The sequence below is a fragment of the Ensifer soli genome (assembly GCF_041928815.1).
Classification (GTDB): Bacteria; Pseudomonadota; Alphaproteobacteria; order Rhizobiales; family Rhizobiaceae; genus JBHFEI01.
Window position 1 is genome coordinate 110,259 of sequence record NZ_JBHFEI010000002.1, and the last position, 15,871, is coordinate 126,129.

General features: G+C 67.2%; 16 protein-coding genes. 3 read left to right on the top strand and 13 right to left on the bottom strand.

Going from position 1 to position 15,871, the window contains the following annotated elements; genetic code table 11:
* Position 1 precedes the first annotated feature (1 nt).
* The 4 genes from ACEVQ6_RS03195 to ACEVQ6_RS03210 are packed head-to-tail and all read right to left on the bottom strand — an operon-like array spanning position 2 to position 2,937.
* The gene (locus ACEVQ6_RS03195; RefSeq protein ID WP_374887459.1) at positions 2 to 877 is read right to left on the bottom strand and encodes an ABC transporter permease; all 876 of its coding nucleotides are present in this window, start codon (positions 875 to 877) and stop codon (positions 2 to 4) included.
* On the bottom strand, positions 874 to 1,752 hold the full coding sequence (locus ACEVQ6_RS03200) for an ABC transporter permease (protein ID WP_374887460.1): 879 nt from the start codon (positions 1,750 to 1,752) through the stop codon (positions 874 to 876). The genes ACEVQ6_RS03195 and ACEVQ6_RS03200 overlap by 4 nt, the downstream gene beginning before the upstream one ends.
* Positions 1,753 to 1,755: 3 nt before the next feature.
* A complete protein-coding gene (locus ACEVQ6_RS03205) occupies positions 1,756 to 2,091 on the bottom strand; it encodes a hypothetical protein (RefSeq protein WP_374887461.1) in 336 nt (111 codons plus the stop codon).
* Between the two features lie 36 nt (positions 2,092 to 2,127).
* Positions 2,128 to 2,937 carry an ABC transporter ATP-binding protein gene (locus tag ACEVQ6_RS03210; RefSeq protein ID WP_374887787.1) on the bottom strand — a complete coding sequence of 270 codons (810 nt, stop codon included), beginning with the start codon at positions 2,935 to 2,937 and terminating at the stop codon, positions 2,128 to 2,130.
* A 97-nt stretch (positions 2,938 to 3,034) separates the two neighbouring features.
* On the opposite strand from ACEVQ6_RS03210, the gene ACEVQ6_RS03215 reads away from it, so the two are divergent.
* A complete protein-coding gene (locus ACEVQ6_RS03215; protein WP_374887462.1) occupies positions 3,035 to 3,445 on the top strand; it encodes a cupin domain-containing protein in 411 nt (136 codons plus the stop codon).
* Positions 3,446 to 3,454: 9 nt separating this feature from the next.
* Here the strand turns inward: ACEVQ6_RS03215 and hydA are convergent, their stop codons facing one another.
* From hydA to ACEVQ6_RS03230, 3 genes are read right to left on the bottom strand one after another with little or no spacing between them, the layout of a single operon-like run.
* Complete coding sequence (gene hydA / locus ACEVQ6_RS03220; protein ID WP_374887463.1) at positions 3,455 to 4,909, bottom strand: dihydropyrimidinase; 1,455 nt, start codon at positions 4,907 to 4,909, stop codon at positions 3,455 to 3,457.
* 38 nt (positions 4,910 to 4,947) lie between these two features.
* Positions 4,948 to 5,370: a hypothetical protein gene (locus ACEVQ6_RS03225; RefSeq protein WP_374887464.1), complete on the bottom strand. Its 423-nt coding sequence runs from the start codon at positions 5,368 to 5,370 to the stop codon at positions 4,948 to 4,950.
* Positions 5,367 to 6,617, bottom strand: a complete 1,251-nt coding sequence (locus ACEVQ6_RS03230; protein WP_374887465.1) for a Zn-dependent hydrolase — start codon at positions 6,615 to 6,617, stop codon at positions 5,367 to 5,369. Before ACEVQ6_RS03230 ends, ACEVQ6_RS03225 begins: the two co-directional genes overlap by 4 nt.
* A gap of 242 nt (positions 6,618 to 6,859) precedes the next feature.
* On the opposite strand from ACEVQ6_RS03230, the gene ACEVQ6_RS03235 reads away from it, so the two are divergent.
* Positions 6,860 to 7,510, top strand: a complete 651-nt coding sequence (locus ACEVQ6_RS03235; RefSeq protein ID WP_374887466.1) for a TetR family transcriptional regulator C-terminal domain-containing protein — start codon at positions 6,860 to 6,862, stop codon at positions 7,508 to 7,510.
* A 74-nt stretch (positions 7,511 to 7,584) separates the two neighbouring features.
* Here ACEVQ6_RS03235 and ACEVQ6_RS03240 read toward each other — a convergent pair whose 3' ends face one another.
* The 5 genes from ACEVQ6_RS03240 to ACEVQ6_RS03260 form a co-directional block, all read right to left on the bottom strand.
* Complete coding sequence (locus tag ACEVQ6_RS03240; protein ID WP_374887467.1) at positions 7,585 to 8,493, bottom strand: DMT family transporter; 909 nt, start codon at positions 8,491 to 8,493, stop codon at positions 7,585 to 7,587.
* A 93-nt stretch (positions 8,494 to 8,586) separates the two neighbouring features.
* Positions 8,587 to 11,157 carry an HWE histidine kinase domain-containing protein gene (locus ACEVQ6_RS03245; protein WP_374887468.1) on the bottom strand — a complete coding sequence of 857 codons (2,571 nt, stop codon included), beginning with the start codon at positions 11,155 to 11,157 and terminating at the stop codon, positions 8,587 to 8,589.
* Positions 11,154 to 11,693 carry a biliverdin-producing heme oxygenase gene (locus ACEVQ6_RS03250; RefSeq protein ID WP_374887469.1) on the bottom strand — a complete coding sequence of 180 codons (540 nt, stop codon included), beginning with the start codon at positions 11,691 to 11,693 and terminating at the stop codon, positions 11,154 to 11,156. Before ACEVQ6_RS03250 ends, ACEVQ6_RS03245 begins: the two co-directional genes overlap by 4 nt.
* 123 nt (positions 11,694 to 11,816) lie before the next feature.
* Complete coding sequence (gene preA / locus ACEVQ6_RS03255) at positions 11,817 to 13,130, bottom strand: NAD-dependent dihydropyrimidine dehydrogenase subunit PreA (RefSeq protein WP_374887470.1); 1,314 nt, start codon at positions 13,128 to 13,130, stop codon at positions 11,817 to 11,819.
* Between the two features lie 15 nt (positions 13,131 to 13,145).
* Positions 13,146 to 14,507: an NAD(P)-dependent oxidoreductase gene (locus ACEVQ6_RS03260; RefSeq protein ID WP_374887471.1), complete on the bottom strand. Its 1,362-nt coding sequence runs from the start codon at positions 14,505 to 14,507 to the stop codon at positions 13,146 to 13,148.
* Positions 14,508 to 14,669: 162 nt separating this feature from the next.
* Here ACEVQ6_RS03260 and ACEVQ6_RS03265 point away from each other — a divergent pair, with 162 nt between their 5' ends.
* Positions 14,670 to 15,623, top strand: a complete 954-nt coding sequence (locus ACEVQ6_RS03265) for a sugar-binding transcriptional regulator (protein WP_374887472.1) — start codon at positions 14,670 to 14,672, stop codon at positions 15,621 to 15,623.
* A gap of 20 nt (positions 15,624 to 15,643) precedes the next feature.
* On the opposite strand, the gene ACEVQ6_RS03270 is transcribed toward ACEVQ6_RS03265, so the two are convergent.
* Positions 15,644 to 15,862: a hypothetical protein gene (locus ACEVQ6_RS03270; RefSeq protein ID WP_374887473.1), complete on the bottom strand. Its 219-nt coding sequence runs from the start codon at positions 15,860 to 15,862 to the stop codon at positions 15,644 to 15,646.
* Positions 15,863 to 15,871: the final 9 nt, after the last annotated feature.

Below are 15,871 nucleotides of genomic sequence, written 5' to 3' on the forward strand. Positions count from 1 at the left end.
CTTATCGTGACGCCTGCCCACCACGGACAGACGGATGCCAGAAAGTGACGGCGCGCTCGACGAGCGCCACCACCCCGTAGAAGGCCGAGCCGGCGAGCGCCGCGACGGCGATCTCGGCCCAGACCATGTCGACATTCATGCGGCCCACTTCCGTGGAGATCCGGAAGCCCATGCCGACGATGGGCGTCCCGAAGAATTCGGCGACGATGGCGCCGATCAGCGCCAGCGTCGAGTTGATCTTGAGCGCATTGAAGATGAAAGGCCAGGCGGCCGGCAGCCGCAGTTTCACCAGCGTCTGCAGCCATGTCGCCGCATAGGTGCGCATCAGGTCGCGCTCGATGGTGCCGGTCGCCGCCAGCCCGGCGGAGGTGTTGACCAGCATCGGGAAGAAGGTCATGACGACGACGACGGCGGCCTTCGACGGCCAGTCGAAGCCGAACCACATGACCATGATCGGCGCGATGCCGATGACCGGCAGCGCCGAGACGAAATTGCCGAGCGGCAGCAGGCCGCGTTGCAGGAAGGGTGAGCGGTCGATGGCGACCGCCGCGAGGAAGCCGAGGCCCGAGCCGAGCGCGTAGCCGATCAGCGCCGCCTTGAGGAAGGTCTGGCGGAAATCGGCCACCAGGATCGGCAGCGAGTTGACCAGCCGGGTCCAGATCATCGAGGGCGGCGGCAGCAGCACCGAGGGAATGGAGAAGCCGCGGACGATCCCCTCCCAGAGGACGAGGATCGTCACGCCGAAGAGCAGCGGCACCGAGATGCGGGCGATCCGGTTCGCGGCGCGGCCCTCGAAACGCCGGCGCACCAGCCATTCGTTGAAGGCCCAGGCGGAAAGCCAAAAGAGGACGGCGCCGAGAACGAAGGCGAGGTTCATGGCGCGATCCCCATCCGTTTCAGCACGAGGCGATGGGCGATGCCGACGATCGCGACGAGCACGGCGGCAAGCGCCGCCGCCATGAACAGCGCCGACCAGATCTGCACCGTCTGGCCGTAATAGGAGCCGGCGAGCAATCGCGCGCCGAGGCCGGCGACCGCGCCGGTCGGAAGCTCGCCGACGATGGCGCCGACAAGCGAGATCGCCACCGCCACCTTCAGCGAGGCGAAAAGATAGGGCATCGAGGAGGGCCAGCGCAGCTTCCAGAAGACCTCGGCCGGCGCGGCATTGTAGGTGCGCATCAGGTCGAGCTGGATCGCCTCGGGGCTGCGCAGGCCCTTGACCATGCCGACGGCGACCGGGAAGAAGCTCAGATAGGTCGAGATCAGCGCTTTCGGCATCAGCCCGGAAATGCCGACCGCATTGAGCACGACGATGATCATCGGCGCGATGGCGAGGATCGGGATCGTCTGGCTGGCGATGATCCACGGCATCAGCGAGCGGTCCATGGCGCGGTTGTGGACGATGCCGACGGCGAGCAGGATGCCGAGCGCGGTGCCGAAGAGGAAGCCGAGCAGCGTCGCCGACAGCGTCACGCCGGCGTGATAGACAAGGCTGCGCTTCGAGGTGACCGCCTTGTTGACCGTCGTGTCCCAGATCTCGGCGGCGACCTGGTGCGGTGCGGGTAGCACCGGGCGCTCCTGCGCCATCGTGTTGGCGACGAGATCCCGGGTCGAGAGCGCTGCCCCGGCGCGCGCGGCGCTGTCGCGCTCGAAGGGGGCGTTGAGGAAGACGGTCGCGACATACCAGGCGACGAGAAGGGCGGCGATCACGCAGAGGACGGGCAGGCACCGTTCGCGCAGCACGCCGCCCATCGTTCAAGCCCTCCCGCCGCCGGGCATCAGCATCAGACCCATGGCGAGGATGCCGAGCACGACGCCGGTCGTCTGGACCGCGCTCAGCCTCTCGCCGAAGACGACGAGCGCGACGATGTTGATCAGCACGAGCTGCACCACGGCCGAGAGCGAGATCGACAGGCCGAGCCCGCCCTCGCGCATCAGCCTCAGCATGATCAGGTTGCCGACCGTATAGAGGCCGAGCGAGCCGATCAGCACCAGGAGATTCTGGTTGGCGATATAGGCGCGCGACGTGGTGGCTCCGGCGATGTAGGCGAGCGTGGCGCAGCCGAGCCAGAGGAGATAGGTGATGCTCATGCCATGGGTTCTCCGGGCACGACCCGCAATGCCCGACTATTCGTCATAACTGTGTCCTGCCCTCAGACCTTCGCGCACCCGGTGCGCGATGGCAAGAAATTCCGGCGTCTCGCGGATGCCGAGCGGCCGCTCCCTCGGCAGCGTCGATTCGATCACGTCTGTGACCCGGCCCGGACGCGGGCTCATCACCACGATCTTCGTCGAGAGATAGACCGCCTCGGGGATCGAATGGGTGACGAAGCAGATCGTCTTGTTCGTCCGCTCCCAGAGCTTCAGAAGCTGTTCGTTCAGGTGGTCGCGGACAATTTCGTCGAGCGCGCCGAAGGGTTCGTCCATCAGAAGCAGGTCGGCGTCGAAGGCGAGCGCACGGGCGATCGAGGCGCGCTGCTGCATGCCGCCGGAAAGCTGCCAGGGATATTTCCTGCCGAAGCCGGAGAGGTTGACGAGGTCGAGCACGCGGGCGATCCGCGCGGCGCGCTCGTCCGGCGCAAAACCCATGATCTCCAGCGGCAGGGCGATGTTCTTCTCGATCGTGCGCCAGGGATAGAGTGCCGGCGCCTGGAAGACATAGCCATAGGCGCGGCGCCTGCGCGCCTCCTCCGGCGTCATGCCGTTGACGGTGATCGTCCCGTGCGTCGGCGTCTCGAGATCGGCGATGACGCGCAGGAAGGTGGTCTTGCCGCAGCCGGACGGGCCGATGAAGGAAACGAAATCGCCCTTGCCGATGGCGAGGTCGACGCCGGTCAGCGCATGCACCGGGCCGTCGCTGGTCGCGAAGGTCAGGCCGAGGCCGCGCGCGCGGATCACGCTTGCCGCCGCATTCCCGTGTGCCGTGGCGCCGTTCATCGACACTGCCCCCTGCCTGACATTTTCAAATTGCATGCTCCCTGATTCTGGCCTCAGATGCGAGCGGCGCAACGGGCGCAGGCGCGGAGGACGGACGATGGATGCAGTGAGCAAACCCACCTGCCACTTGGTCAGGCCGGGGGAGACCTATGACGGCAAGCAGGGCCTCAGCTATTTCGCCGGGATCGCGGCGGAAACGGTGGGGTCGAAGGGCATCTGCATGCACCTGCTGACGATCCCGCCCGGCGGCAAGGCCAAGGCCCACCGGCACGAAAGCCACGAGACGGCGATCTACATGCTGTCGGGCGAGGCGCATACCTGGTATGGCGACCGGCTGGAGCACCATGTGATCGTGCGCGCGGGCGAGCTGTTCTACATTCCCGCCGGCGTTCCGCACCTGCCGGCGAACCTGTCGGACGCGCCGTGCTCGGCCGTCATCGCCCGCACCGACCCGAACGAGCAGGAGAGCGTCGTGCTGATGCCGGAACTCGACGCGCTCGTCCCTTGAGGCCATGCGTCAGACCCCGCTGGCCGGGATGCCGCTGCGCTCCACCGGGCGCGGCGCCGTCAGGTCCTTCCAGATCGAGAGCGCCCGGCTGACGGGCGCGTTGGGCGGACGGGCGACGAATGTGCCGTGGCCCTCGCGGGTCTCAACCTTGCCCTCCTCGATGGCGACGAGCCCCCGCGTCAGCGTGTAGCGCGGCAGGCCCGTCACCGTCTTGCCCTCGAAGACATTGTAGTCGATCGCCGACTGCTGCCTGGCCGCGCTGATGGTCTTCGAGAGCTTCGGATCCCAGACGACGATGTCGGCATCGGCGCCGACGAGGATCGCGCCCTTTCTCGGATAGATGTTGAGGATTTTCGCGATGTTGGTCGAGGTGACGGCGACGAACTCGTTCATGGTGATGCGCCCGGTCGCGACCCCATGGGTCCAGAGCATCGGCAGCCGGTCCTCGAGCCCGCCCGTTCCGTTCGGGATCTTGCGGAAATCGTCGACGCCGAACCGCTTCTGCGCGGTGGTGAAGGCGCAATGGTCGGTCGCCACCACCTGCAGCGAGCCGGCGGAGAGGCCGGCCCAGAGACTGTCCTGATGCCCCTTGTCGCGGAAGGGCGGCGACATCACCCGTCGCGCGGCGTGGTCCCAGTCCTGATTGAAATACTCGCTTTCGTCCAGCGTCAGGTGCTGGATCAGCGGCTCGCCATAGACGCGCATGCCCTTCTGGCGGGCGCGGCGGATCGCCTCGTGGCTCTGTTCGCAGGAGGTGTGGACGACATAGAGCGGCGCGCCGGCGATGTCGGCGATCATGATCGCCCGGTTGGTCGCCTCGCCCTCGACTTCGGGAGGACGCGAATAGGCGTGGGCCTCGGGGCCGGTATTGCCCTCCGCCATCAGCTTTGCCTGCAATTGGGCGACGACGTCGCCGTTTTCGGCATGCACCATCGGCAGGGCGCCGAGCTCGGCGCAGCGGCTGAACGAGGCGTACATCTCCTCGTCATTGACCATCAGCGCGCCTTTGTAGGCCATGAAATGCTTGAACGAGTTGATGCCCTTGTCGCGGACGATCGTCTCCATCTCGTTGAACACCTGCTCGCCCCACCAGGTGATCGCCATGTGGAAGGAATAGTCGCAGGTGGCGCGGGACGTCTTGTTGTCCCACATGGTCAGCGCGTCGAGCAGCGACTGGCCGGGCGAGGGCAGGGCGAAGTCGACGACCATCGTCGTGCCGCCGGAGAGCGCCGCGCGGGTGCCGCTCTCGAAATCGTCCGACGAATAGGTGCCCATGAACGGCATTTCGAGATGGGTGTGCGGGTCGATCCCGCCGGGCATCACGTAACAGCCGGTGGCGTCGAGGATCTCGTTGCCGGTGAGATCCGGGCCGATCTCGGTGATTTTTCCGCCGGCGATGCGGATGTCCGCCTTGTAGGTCAGATCCGCGGTGACGATCGTGCCGTTCTTGATGACGGTGGTCATAGTCGCTCCTTCTCAAGCACCGGCGATCTCCGCCGCCTCTAGTGTGTCGATGTCATATCGCTGCAGGGGTAGATGCAGAGTTCGAGATCATAGCCGACTGTGCCGAGCCGCTGCATCAGTCCTGCGCCGAGCATTGGACAGGGTGCGGCAACCGCGTCGACGTCATAGTAAAGTCCGACGCTGATCATGCGTACCATGCCAAGGCCGGCAACCTCGACCAAGACCTGATCATACCGGTCGAGGATTGCGCCCAGATAGGTGTCGATGTGGGGGGACTGCGGCCCATCCTCGTCCGGTGGCGCGATCACGCAATGGCCCCCTAACCACTGAATGTCGAGCGTCGGATGGCGTGCCCCGAGGGCGATGCAGTCGCTTTCAACGCAATCAGGGATTCGAATGCAGACGCTGTGCTCGATCCGCTCCACCTTCGCCCGTGAACATGCAACGCCGGAGGCGGTCACTCGGCGATCTCCGCCGTCTCGACCACGGCGTGGAACAGCACGTCGGCGCCGGCGCCTGCCCATTCCTTCGAAATCTCCTCCGCCTCGTTGTGCGACAGGCCGTCGACGCAGGGGCAGAAGATCATCGCGGTGGGCGCGATGCCATTGATCCAGCAGGCGTCATGGCCGGCGCCCGAGACGATGTCGCGGTGCGAATAGCCGAGCCTTTCGGCGGCGCCACGCACCGCCGAGACGCAGGTCTCGTCGAATGCCACGGGGGCGAAGCCGCCGATCTCGCGGATCTCGATGCCGAGGCCGAGCTCGGCGGCGATCTTGCGGCCCTCGACCTCGAGTGCTGCCGCCATCGCCGCGATGATCTCCTTTTCCGGATGGCGGAAATCGACGACGAAGACGGCCTTGCCGGGGATGATGTTGCGCGAGTTCGGATGGACGGTCATGTTGCCGACGGCGCCGACGGCAAAGGGCGGATAGCGCCAGGCGATGTCGTGCACGCGGTCGATGATGCGGGCCATGCCGAGGCCGGCATTGACGCGGCGCGGCATCGGCGTCGAGCCGGTATGGGCCTCCTTGCCGGTCAGCGTCACTTCCAGCCATGTGAGCCCCTGGCCATGGGTGACGACGCCGATGTCGATGCCTTCGTCCTCGAGGATCGGACCCTGCTCGATGTGATACTCGAAATAGGCCTTCAGCGGATGCCGCCCGCAGGGCTCCGGCCCCTCGAAGCCGATCCGCTTCAATTCGTCGCCGAAGCGCTTGCCCTCGGCATCCTGCTTCGCCTTGCCCTCGTCCTCGCTCATGATGCCGGCGAAGACGGCCGATGCGAGCATGGCGGGCGGAAAGCGCGCGCCTTCCTCGTTCGTCCAGTTGACCACCTCGACCGGATGGCGCGTCCTGATGCCGAGGTCGTTCATCGAGCGCACGACTTCCAGTGCCGCCAGCACGCCGAGCACGCCGTCGAACCTGCCGCCGGTCGGCTGGGTGTCGAGGTGGCTGCCGAGCATCACGGGCGGCAGCGACGGATCCGTGCCCTCGCGGCGGGCGAACATGTTGCCCATGCTGTCGATCGTCATCGACAGGCCGGCGGCCTCGCACCAGGACTGGAACAGCCGGCGCCCCTCGGCGTCCTCGTCGGTCAGCGTCTGGCGGTTGTTGCCGCCGGCGACGCCCGGGCCGATCGTCGCCATTTCCATCAGCATGTCCCACAGGCGGTCGGTGTTGACGCGCATGTTTTCGCCGGGTGCGGCCATGACAGTCCCTCTCCTGCAGGCCGCGCGGGCGCGGCGCTCGTCTTCATTGTCCGAACGGTCGGATCCGGGTTCCTTGGCGAACCCTTCGATCGGCCGTTGCGTTTGAACATCAACTGGCGGATAATTTAACCGGTTGGTAAACATTACAACTTCCGCCCCGGACCTCAAGATGGAAAAATAAAAAGAGGCCGGCAAGGCGCGATGTTTTGCAACGCAGCGCAGGGCAAGGGAGACGGGACGGGATGGTGCTACCGAGGGCGGCGAGAACACAGCGGCGGACCCGCATCCAGGAGGAGAAGGAAGAGCAGATCCTCGAGGCGGCGCTCGACGTCTTTGCCATGAACGGCTTTCGTGGCTCGACCATCGACCAGATCGCCGAGGTCGCCGGCATGTCGAAGCCGAACCTCCTCTATTACTTCCGCACCAAGGAGGCGATGCACCGCGCGCTGATCGCCCGGGTTCTCGACACCTGGCTCGATCCCTTGCGCGAATTCGACGCCGAGGGCAGCCCCGTCTCCGAGATCCGCAGCTATATCCGCCGCAAATTGGAGATGGCGCGGGATTTTCCGCGCGAGAGCCGGCTCTTCGCCAACGAGATGCTGCAGGGCGCGCCGAACATCGAGGACGAACTGAAGGGGCCGCTGAAGGCGCTGGTCGACGAGAAGGCGGAGGTGATCCGCGCCTGGGCGAAGGCGGGCAAGATCGCGCGCTGCGATCCCTATCACCTGATCTTCTCGATCTGGGCGACGACGCAGCATTACGCCGATTTCGACGTGCAGGTGCGCGCCGTCCTCGGGCCCGGCCATGACGGCGAGGGCCGCTTCGAGGATGCGGCGCGCTTTCTCGAGCGGCTCTTCGTCGTCGGATTGGAGATGGAGGCGCCGCCCGCCTGACGGCACGTCCGGTCGCGCCCGCCGCCGTGCCGGAGACGCAAGCCTGCGCGGGACGGCCGGAGAGGCTCCGCCGTTCAGTCGGGAAGAAGCGCGATCAGCACGAGGCCGCCGGCGGTGATCAGCGCGCCGGCCGCCACCGTCGGGCTCGCCCATCCGTGGCCGAGCACCCCCTCGATCAGGATGATGAAGCCCGGTGTCAGGTAGTTGTAGCCGAGAACCTTGGCGGCGGGCAGCCGCATGGAGGCGAACTGCAGCAGGATGAAGGTGATCGCCGTCGTCACCACGGCGAGATAGAGCACCGCGAGCCAGAATGACGGCGGCAGTTCCGTCAGCGCCGTCGCGGCCAGCGGCCCGGCCCCCGGGACGAGGAGCCAGAACACGGTCGCGACCGTCACCCAGAAACCGAAGGCGAGTGGGTGCTCGTTGCGGGCGAAGCGGCGGATCAGCGGCACGTAGAGCGCATGGGCGATGACGCCGACGAGATAGATCAGCTCGCCGCGACCGACGCCGAAGGCGAAGAGCGCGTCGAGGCTGCCGCGGAAGATCACCCACAGCGCGCCGAAGGCGGCGATCACCAGCCCGGCCAGCACGTCCGGCCGCGTCTTCTGTCCGAGCACGGGGAGGGCGAAGCCGGCGCTGATCAGCGGCATCAGCGTGAAGACCGCCCCGGTCGAGACCGGGCTGGTGAAGCCGAGCGCGTGGAACATCGTGACCATGTAGAGGGCGATCAGCCCGCCCAGGATGACGAAGCGCCAGAACTGGCGCGGAAGGCGGAACGGTACGCGGAGAACGCCGAAGGTCAGGCCGCCGAGGACGACGACGGTCAGGAGATAGCGCAACAGCGTCAGCGGCTCGGCGGGAAGCGTGCGTGCCGCAATCCCGCCGAAGGAGAAGGAGCCGGCGACCAGCATCGAGAAGGTGAGCATGGCGAGATGGGCAAGAAGCTTCTCGCGGCCTTTGGCATGCGATGTGTGCGCGTTCAAGGCAAGGGTGATCCGGACGGGGGAAACACTGTGCCGGCCGGGACGCGGCGGCGATGGAGGCGGCGGACACCGGCCGGCGCCGGCAGGGGCATTCTATCCGTCGGTGATGGCGGGATGGCTGCCCAGCGCGCTTGCGACGCTTTCGATCGTGTAGGGCTTCTGCAGCACGGCGTGTCCGGCATGGCTTTCCGGCTGGCCGATGCCTTCACCGTAGCCGGTGGCGAAGAGGACCGGGGTACCGCGCTCGAGGAGTCGGTCGGCGATCGGGAAGCTGTTCTCCTCGCCGAGATTGACGTCCAGCACGGCGAAGTCGAACGGCGTCTCGCCGATCAGCCGGAGAGCCTCTCCGACGGAGGCGGCGATCTGCACCTCGGCGGCGCCGAGCTGGGTCAGGATGTCCTCGCCGTCCATGGCGATGATGAGGTTGTCCTCGACGAGGAGAACCCGCATGTCCTTAAGCGGGCGGGCCGGCCGCCGGGCCTGGGTCGGCCGCTCCGTGCCGCCCGGCCTGCCTTCTTTTCGCGTCTTGGGCGGCGCGTCGCCGACGAAGGCCGGCGGGATGGTGAAATCGGCTTCGAGGCCGCTTTCCGCAAAACGCATCTCCGCCGTGCCGCCGAGATCGTAGGGGATCGAGCGGCGGATCAGGGTGGTGCCGAAACCCTGGCGGGTCGGCGGCGTGACCGGGGGGCCGTCCCGCTCGCGCCAGCGCACATGGAGCGTCCCCTGATCGTCCCGCTCCCAGGAGACGAGCACCGTGCCTTCGGCGCCGAGGCTGCCATATTTGGCGCTGTTGGTGACGAGCTCGTGGAAGACGAGTGAGGCGGTGGAAAAGGCCTGGGGCTGCAGCACGACGTCCTCGCCCTCGGTGACCAGCCTGTCGGCGTCCTGGCCGAGATAGGCGGCGGCCTCCGCCTGGAGCAGCTGGCGGAAGGGGGCCGGCGACCAGTGGTCGCGGGTCAGCTGGTCATGGGCGCGGGCAAGCGCGTGGACCCGGCCTTCGAGCTGGGCGACATAGTCGTCCTGCGAGGCGCTTGCCGTGCGCGACTTGCGGATCAGGCCGCCGATCAGGCTGAGAATGTTGCGGACGCGGTGGTTGAGTTCCGCGATCAGCAGTTCCTGGCGTTCCTGCGCCTGCTGGCGCTGGACGTTGGCCTCGTCGGCGAGCCGGAGCACGACCTCGATCAGCGTGACGCGGATGGTCTCGGCGACGCGGCGCTCGGCGGCCGTGAAGGGATGGGAGCGGTCGCGCACGAGTTCCGACCAGGCCTCGAAGCTCTTGCGCGGCGTCAGGCGCGGACCGTTCGGCCCGTACTCGATCGGCTTGTGCGGATCGCCGGCCCAGCGCACCTGGGTGATGATTTCCTGCCGGAACAGGACGACATAGTCCCGCGGCGACCGCGAGATCGGAATGGCGAGCAATCCGGCGACATGCCCGTCTTCGGCCGCTTCCGGATAGTGGGCGTTCAACTGGTCGGTAGCGAAGATACGGCCGGCGGCATTGCGGTTCAGCGCCTTGACCAGGCGGGCGAAACCGTCCGGAGAAGGGGCGATCCCCGAAAGCGCCGAGCGGCCGTTGATCCAGACGCCGATGCCGTCGGCGGGAATGGCGTCGCCGAGCGCGTCGATCAGCCAAGTCGGGTCGGTGAGCAGGCTGGCATTGTCGGCGACCGAGGTCAGCAGGCGATCGGCGATCTGCCGTGCCTTGGTCTCGTAGTCCATGGCGATGCGCCGTTCGCGGCTCTCGAGCCGTGAGGAGAACATCTGGCCGAAGAGTTCCGCTGCCGTCCGGCGTTCGAGCGAGGGAAGGCGCGCCGCATAGTGATGGCAGGCGAACAGGCCCCAGAGCCGGCCGTCGACGATGATCGAGATCGACAGGGAGGCCTTGACCCCCATGTTGCGCAAATATTCGATGTGGATCGGCGAGACGGAGCGCAGGCCCGACATCGACAGGTCGAGCGGTGCGCCATGCGCGTCGAGCAGCGGCAGGATGGGGACGGCCTCTGCGTCGACATCGGCGATGATGCGGAACAGATTGCGCACATAGAGCGCGCGCGCCTGCGCCGGAATGTCGGAGGCCGGGTAATGCAGGCCAAGGAAGCTGCCGATGCCGCCGCGCGCGGCTTCCGCCACGACCTCGCCGGAGCCGGTCTCGTCGAAGCGATAGACCATGACGCGGTCGAAGCCGGTCAGCGCCCGCGCCTGCCGCGCGCCGTCGCGGAAGAAGGCATCGAGGCTCACCGCCTGGTCGAGGCGGGCGACCGTGGTGCGGATCGACATGGTGGAGTCGCTCGCCGCCGCGTCCTGCGCCGGCTCGCCTTCGACGATGATCATGTCGTTGCTGATGTGGAGCGCGATATCGAGAAGCGGGCCGCCTTCGTAGAGCGCCAGACCGAAGCTGCGCTCGACCATGTCCGGCCCGCGCAGGATCGCCAGCCTGTTGCGCAGCCGATGGATCGCGTCCTCCGACATCAGCCGCGAGGCGTGCTGACCGAGCACGTCCTCGACGGTCACCGGAAAAAACGCGTCGATGTTGGCCGAGGCCCGCGCCACCATCCAGTCCCGCGAGAGCGCGAGCAGGAAACCGAAGGGCTGTATCTGGCCGAGCCGGTGGATCTGCTCCTGATCGCAGTTGGTCAGGTCGATCCTGTAGGGAAGGTCGGTCACGCCGGGACGGACCTGCTCTCCGCCGCCGCGGCATCACGGAAGGTTTCGAAGACGCGCCGCGCGGCATCGATCGCCTGCGCCTCGTCCTGCGGGAAGTGGGCGTCGAGCCGGTCCATGAACGCCTTCATCGACCCTTTCGGCCCCTGGGTGGCAAGATAGCGCGACGGCAGCGATGCCGGCACGGAACGGGCGAGCAGCGCGCCGCCGAGCTTCGAGCCTTCGAGCACGTAGACCGCGCCCCAGAGCCGGTCGGCGGTGTCGAGCGGTTCGACATCGAGCCCGGCGGGCGCCTCGAGCCCGAGGTCGTCGAGATCGGCGAGCAGGAGGTCCGTCCGGCGCCGTTCCGCCCAGTCGGGAACAAGGGCGGCGATCCCGCCCTCTTCGAGCGCCCCTTCCCAGGCGGGGATGGCGCGGGCATGGGCGAGCAGGAAGGCGCCGTAGTCGGCGCGGTCCGAAAGGTTAAAGCGGGCAAAGGCATCATCGACCGTGGCGTGGTCGGCGCTCGTTCCTGCCCGCAGCGCGTTGCGAAGTGACATAGTCTCGTCTTTCGTTCATGAGGCGATCAACATGGCAAATCGCGACACCGAATACATATTGCAGCGACACGCAATGTCCAGCGCCCATCCCCGCCAAGGCCAGATCTTACATATGTCTCCTTGTCACTCCGCGGCCTGACGCGCCATCGGATTGTTCGGATGGGTCGTCCAGTTGGCATAATCGGCGCTGACCGGCGTCTTCGTCCGCTCGTCGAGCGTCCCGGCCGGCAGCGCCACCATGGTGATGCAGTCCTCGACCGGGCAGACGTTGACGCAGAGATTGCAGCCGACGCATTCGTCCTCCATCACCTCGAAGCGGCGGACGCCGTCGACGCTGCTGGTGATCGCCTGGTGCGAGGTGTCCTCGCAGGCGATGTGGCAGCGGCCGCACTTGATGCAGGCGTCCTGGTCGATCTGAGCCTTCGTCACATAGTTGAGGTTCAGATACTGCCAGTCGGTGACGTTCGGCACGGCGCGGCCGCAGATGTCGTCGAGGCTGGCATGGCCCTTGGAATCCATCCAGTTCTTCAGGCCCGAGATCATCTCCTCGACGATCTTGAATCCGTAGGTCATTGCCGCCGTGCAGACCTGGACGTTGCCGGCGCCGAGAGCCAGGAATTCCGCCGCGTCGCGCCAGGTGGTAACGCCGCCGATCCCGGAAATCGGAAGGCCGCGGGTCTCGGCGTCGCGGGCGATCTCGGACACCATGTTGAGCGCGATCGGCTTGACCGCCGGGCCGCAATAGCCGCCATGGCTGCCGCGCCCGTCGATCGAGGGTTCCGGCGAGAAGGTGTCGAGATTGACGGAGGTGATCGAGTTGATCGTGTTGATCAGCGAGACCGCGTCGGTGCCGCCCGCCTTCGCCGCGCGCGCCGGCTTGCGGATGTCGGCGATGTTCGGCGTCAGCTTTGTGATGACGGGCATGCGGGTGTACTGCTTGCACCAGCGCACCACCATCTCGATATATTCCGGTACCTGGCCGACCGCCGAGCCCATGCCGCGCTCCGACATGCCGTGCGGACAGCCGAAATTGAGCTCGATGCCGTCGGCGCCGGTCTCCTCGACCAGCGGCAGGATCGCCTTCCACTCCTCCTCGACGCAGGGCACCATGATCGAGGCGATCAGCGCCCGGTCCGGCCAGTTCATCTTCACCTGCTTCATCTCGCGCAGGTTGGTGTAGAGGTCGCGGTCGGTGATCAGCTCGATGTTGTTGAGGCCGAGCAGCCGGCGGTCGGCGCCCCAGATCGCGCCGTAGCGCGGGCCGTTGACGTTGACGACCGGGGGCCCTTCCGAGCCGAGCGTCTTCCAGACGACGCCGCCCCAGCCGGCCTTGAAGGCGCGCTCGACATTGTAGGCCTTGTCCGTCGGCGGCGCCGAGGCGAGCCAGAAGGGATTGGGCGACTTGATGCCGACGAAGGTGTTGCGAATGTCCGCCATGGTCGATCCTCCCGGTCAGGCGACGGCATGCGCCAGCGGCTTTTCAGCCGAAAGCGCGAGATGGATGGATTCCGCCGCGTCGCGCCCTTGAGCGACGGCGGAGACGGTCAGGTCGTCGCCGCCCGCGACGCAGTCGCCGCCGGCCCAGACGTTTTCGCGCGAGGTGCGTCCCTGCGCATCCGTGACGATGCGGCCGCCGGCAAGCGCCAGGCCGGCAATGCCCGTCGGATCGAGCGTCTGGCCGATCGCTTTCAGGATCTGGTCGGCGACGAGCGCGCCGGTCTCGCCGGTGCCGGCAAGGCGTCCGTCTGCCAGTTCGGTATACTCCATCTCGATGCCGGCGACCGTGCCGTCGCGGGCGAGGATGCGTTTCGGCTGCAGCCAGTGGCGGATGACGACGCCCTTGGAGGCCGCGAGGTCCTGCTCGAAGGCGGAGGCGTTCATGTGCTCCCTGCCGCGGCGGTAGCAGATCGTCACCTCCTCCGCGCCGAGGAGCTTCGCCTGCACCGCGGCGTCGATCGCCGTCATGCCGCCGCCGAGCACGACCACGCGCCGGCCGACCGCAATGTCCGTCTTCGTCCTCGACTGGCGAAGGGCCGCGATGAAGTCGACGGCGTCGTCGACGCCGGGCAGGTCCTCGCCCTCGATGCGCAGCGCGTTGACGCCGGCAAGGCCGATGCCGAGGAAGACGGCGTCGTGGCGGGCGGAGAGCCCGTCGAGCGTCAGATCGCGGCCGAGCGCGACACCGTTTTTGATCTCGATGCCGCCGATGGCGGTGACGTAGTCGACCTCGCGGGCGGCGAAATCGTCGACGGCCTTGTAGGCGGCGATGCCGTATTCGTTGAGGCCGCCCGGCTTCTCGCGACAGTCGTAGACAACGACGTTATGGCCCTTCATCGCCAGGCGATGGGCGCAGGCAAGCCCGGCCGGTCCGGCGCCGACGACGGCGACCGAGCGACCGCTCGGCGCGGCACGCGTGTAGAACTGACGGCCCTCGGCCATCGCGCGGTCGGTCGCATAGCGCTGCAGCCGGCCGATCTCGACGGGGCGTTCCTCCGCCGTGTTGCGCACGCAGGCCTCCTCGCAGAGCGTCTCGGTCGGACAGACGCGGGCGCACATGCCGCCGAGGATGTTCTGGTCGAAGATGGTGTTGGCGGCGCCGATCGGATTGCCGGTCGAGATCTGGCGGATGAACAGGGGAATGTCGATCGCCGTCGGACAGGCCGTCATGCAGGGCGCATCGTAGCAGAAGTAACAGCGATCGGCGGCGACAAGCGCTTCGTGCCGGTCGAGGGGAGCATGCAGATCGGCGAAGTTCGCCTCGTAGTCGGCGGCCGGCAGGCGCCCGCTTGCGATGCCCGACTGGATCGTTCCCATTCCAATGCCTCCGTTTTTTCCCCTGTCCGCAAGGATGGAGAAACGGTAGCACGGTTTATTTTTTTATCAATCGGTAAAAGAATGGCGGCCGGTTGCTTGCCGGTCCGTTTGACATCCCGGCGAAAACTTGCCAGCAAAATGCCGGAGGATGGAGCTACCGACATGGCGCGCAAGGCGGAAGCGAATACGAGGCTGGACGACGCGGCCCGTGCGGGATGGCTGTATTACGTCGCCGGCCGCACGCAGGACGAGATCGCGGCGCAGATGGGCATTTCGCGCCAGTCGGCGCAGCGCCTCGTCTCGCTCGCCATGGCCGAACGGCTCATCAAGGTGCGCCTCGACCATCCGATCGCCGCCTGCCTCGCGCTCGGGGCGCGGCTGAAGCAGCGCTTCGATCTGCGCCATGTCGATGTTGTCCCGAGCGACCCGGCGTCGCTGTCGACGACGGTCGGCATCGCCGAGGCCGGGGCGGCGGAGATCGAGCGCTGGCTGAAATCGGCCGAGCCGATCGTGCTCGCCATCGGCACGGGGCGAACGCTGAAGGCGGCGATCGACCAGTTGCCGTCGATGGAATGCCCGCAGCATCGCATCGTCTCGCTCACCGGCAATATCGGCCTCGACGGCTCGGCCGCCTACTACAACGTCATCTTCTCGATGGCGGACGCGGTCAAGGCGCGCCATTTCCCCATGCCGCTGCCGGTTCTCGTCTCCTCGCCGGAGGAGCGCGACCTGCTGCACAACCAGATCCTCGTCCGCTCCGCGCTCCAGCTCGGCTCGGAGGCCGATGTCGCCTTTGTCGGCGTCGGCGAGCTCGGCCCCGACGCACCGCTCTGCGAGGACGGGTTCCTCGCCCGCGAGGAGATGGACGGCCTCGTCCGGTCGGGTGCTGCCGGCGAGATCTGCGGATGGATGTTCGACCGCGACGGCCGGATGCTGTCGGAGACGATCAACCAGCGCGTCGCCAGCGTGCCGCTGCCCTCGACCGGGCGCTCGACCGTGATCGGCCTCGCCAAGGGGCGGCGCAAGCTCGGCGCCATCCGCGCCGCCCTGGTCGGGCGGATCATCAACGGCCTGATCACCGACGAGGCGACGGCCGAAGAGCTTCTGGACGAATAGGCGCACCGCGCCGGTCGCCGTCACGCAACGACGACATAGAGGATCTGCCGCATCGCGCCCGGCCCGGCCGGGACGAGGTTCATCGCCGTCTGCGTCACGGCGTGCGCGCCGCCATAGCCCGGAATGTCGATGAGACTTCCGACGGTTGGCACCATGAAGGGCGCCTGCGACGCCCATTTGAACAGCGGTGTCGCGTCGATCACCCCGGCATGGATCTCGATTTCGTAGGTTGTCGTCATCCGTCCATG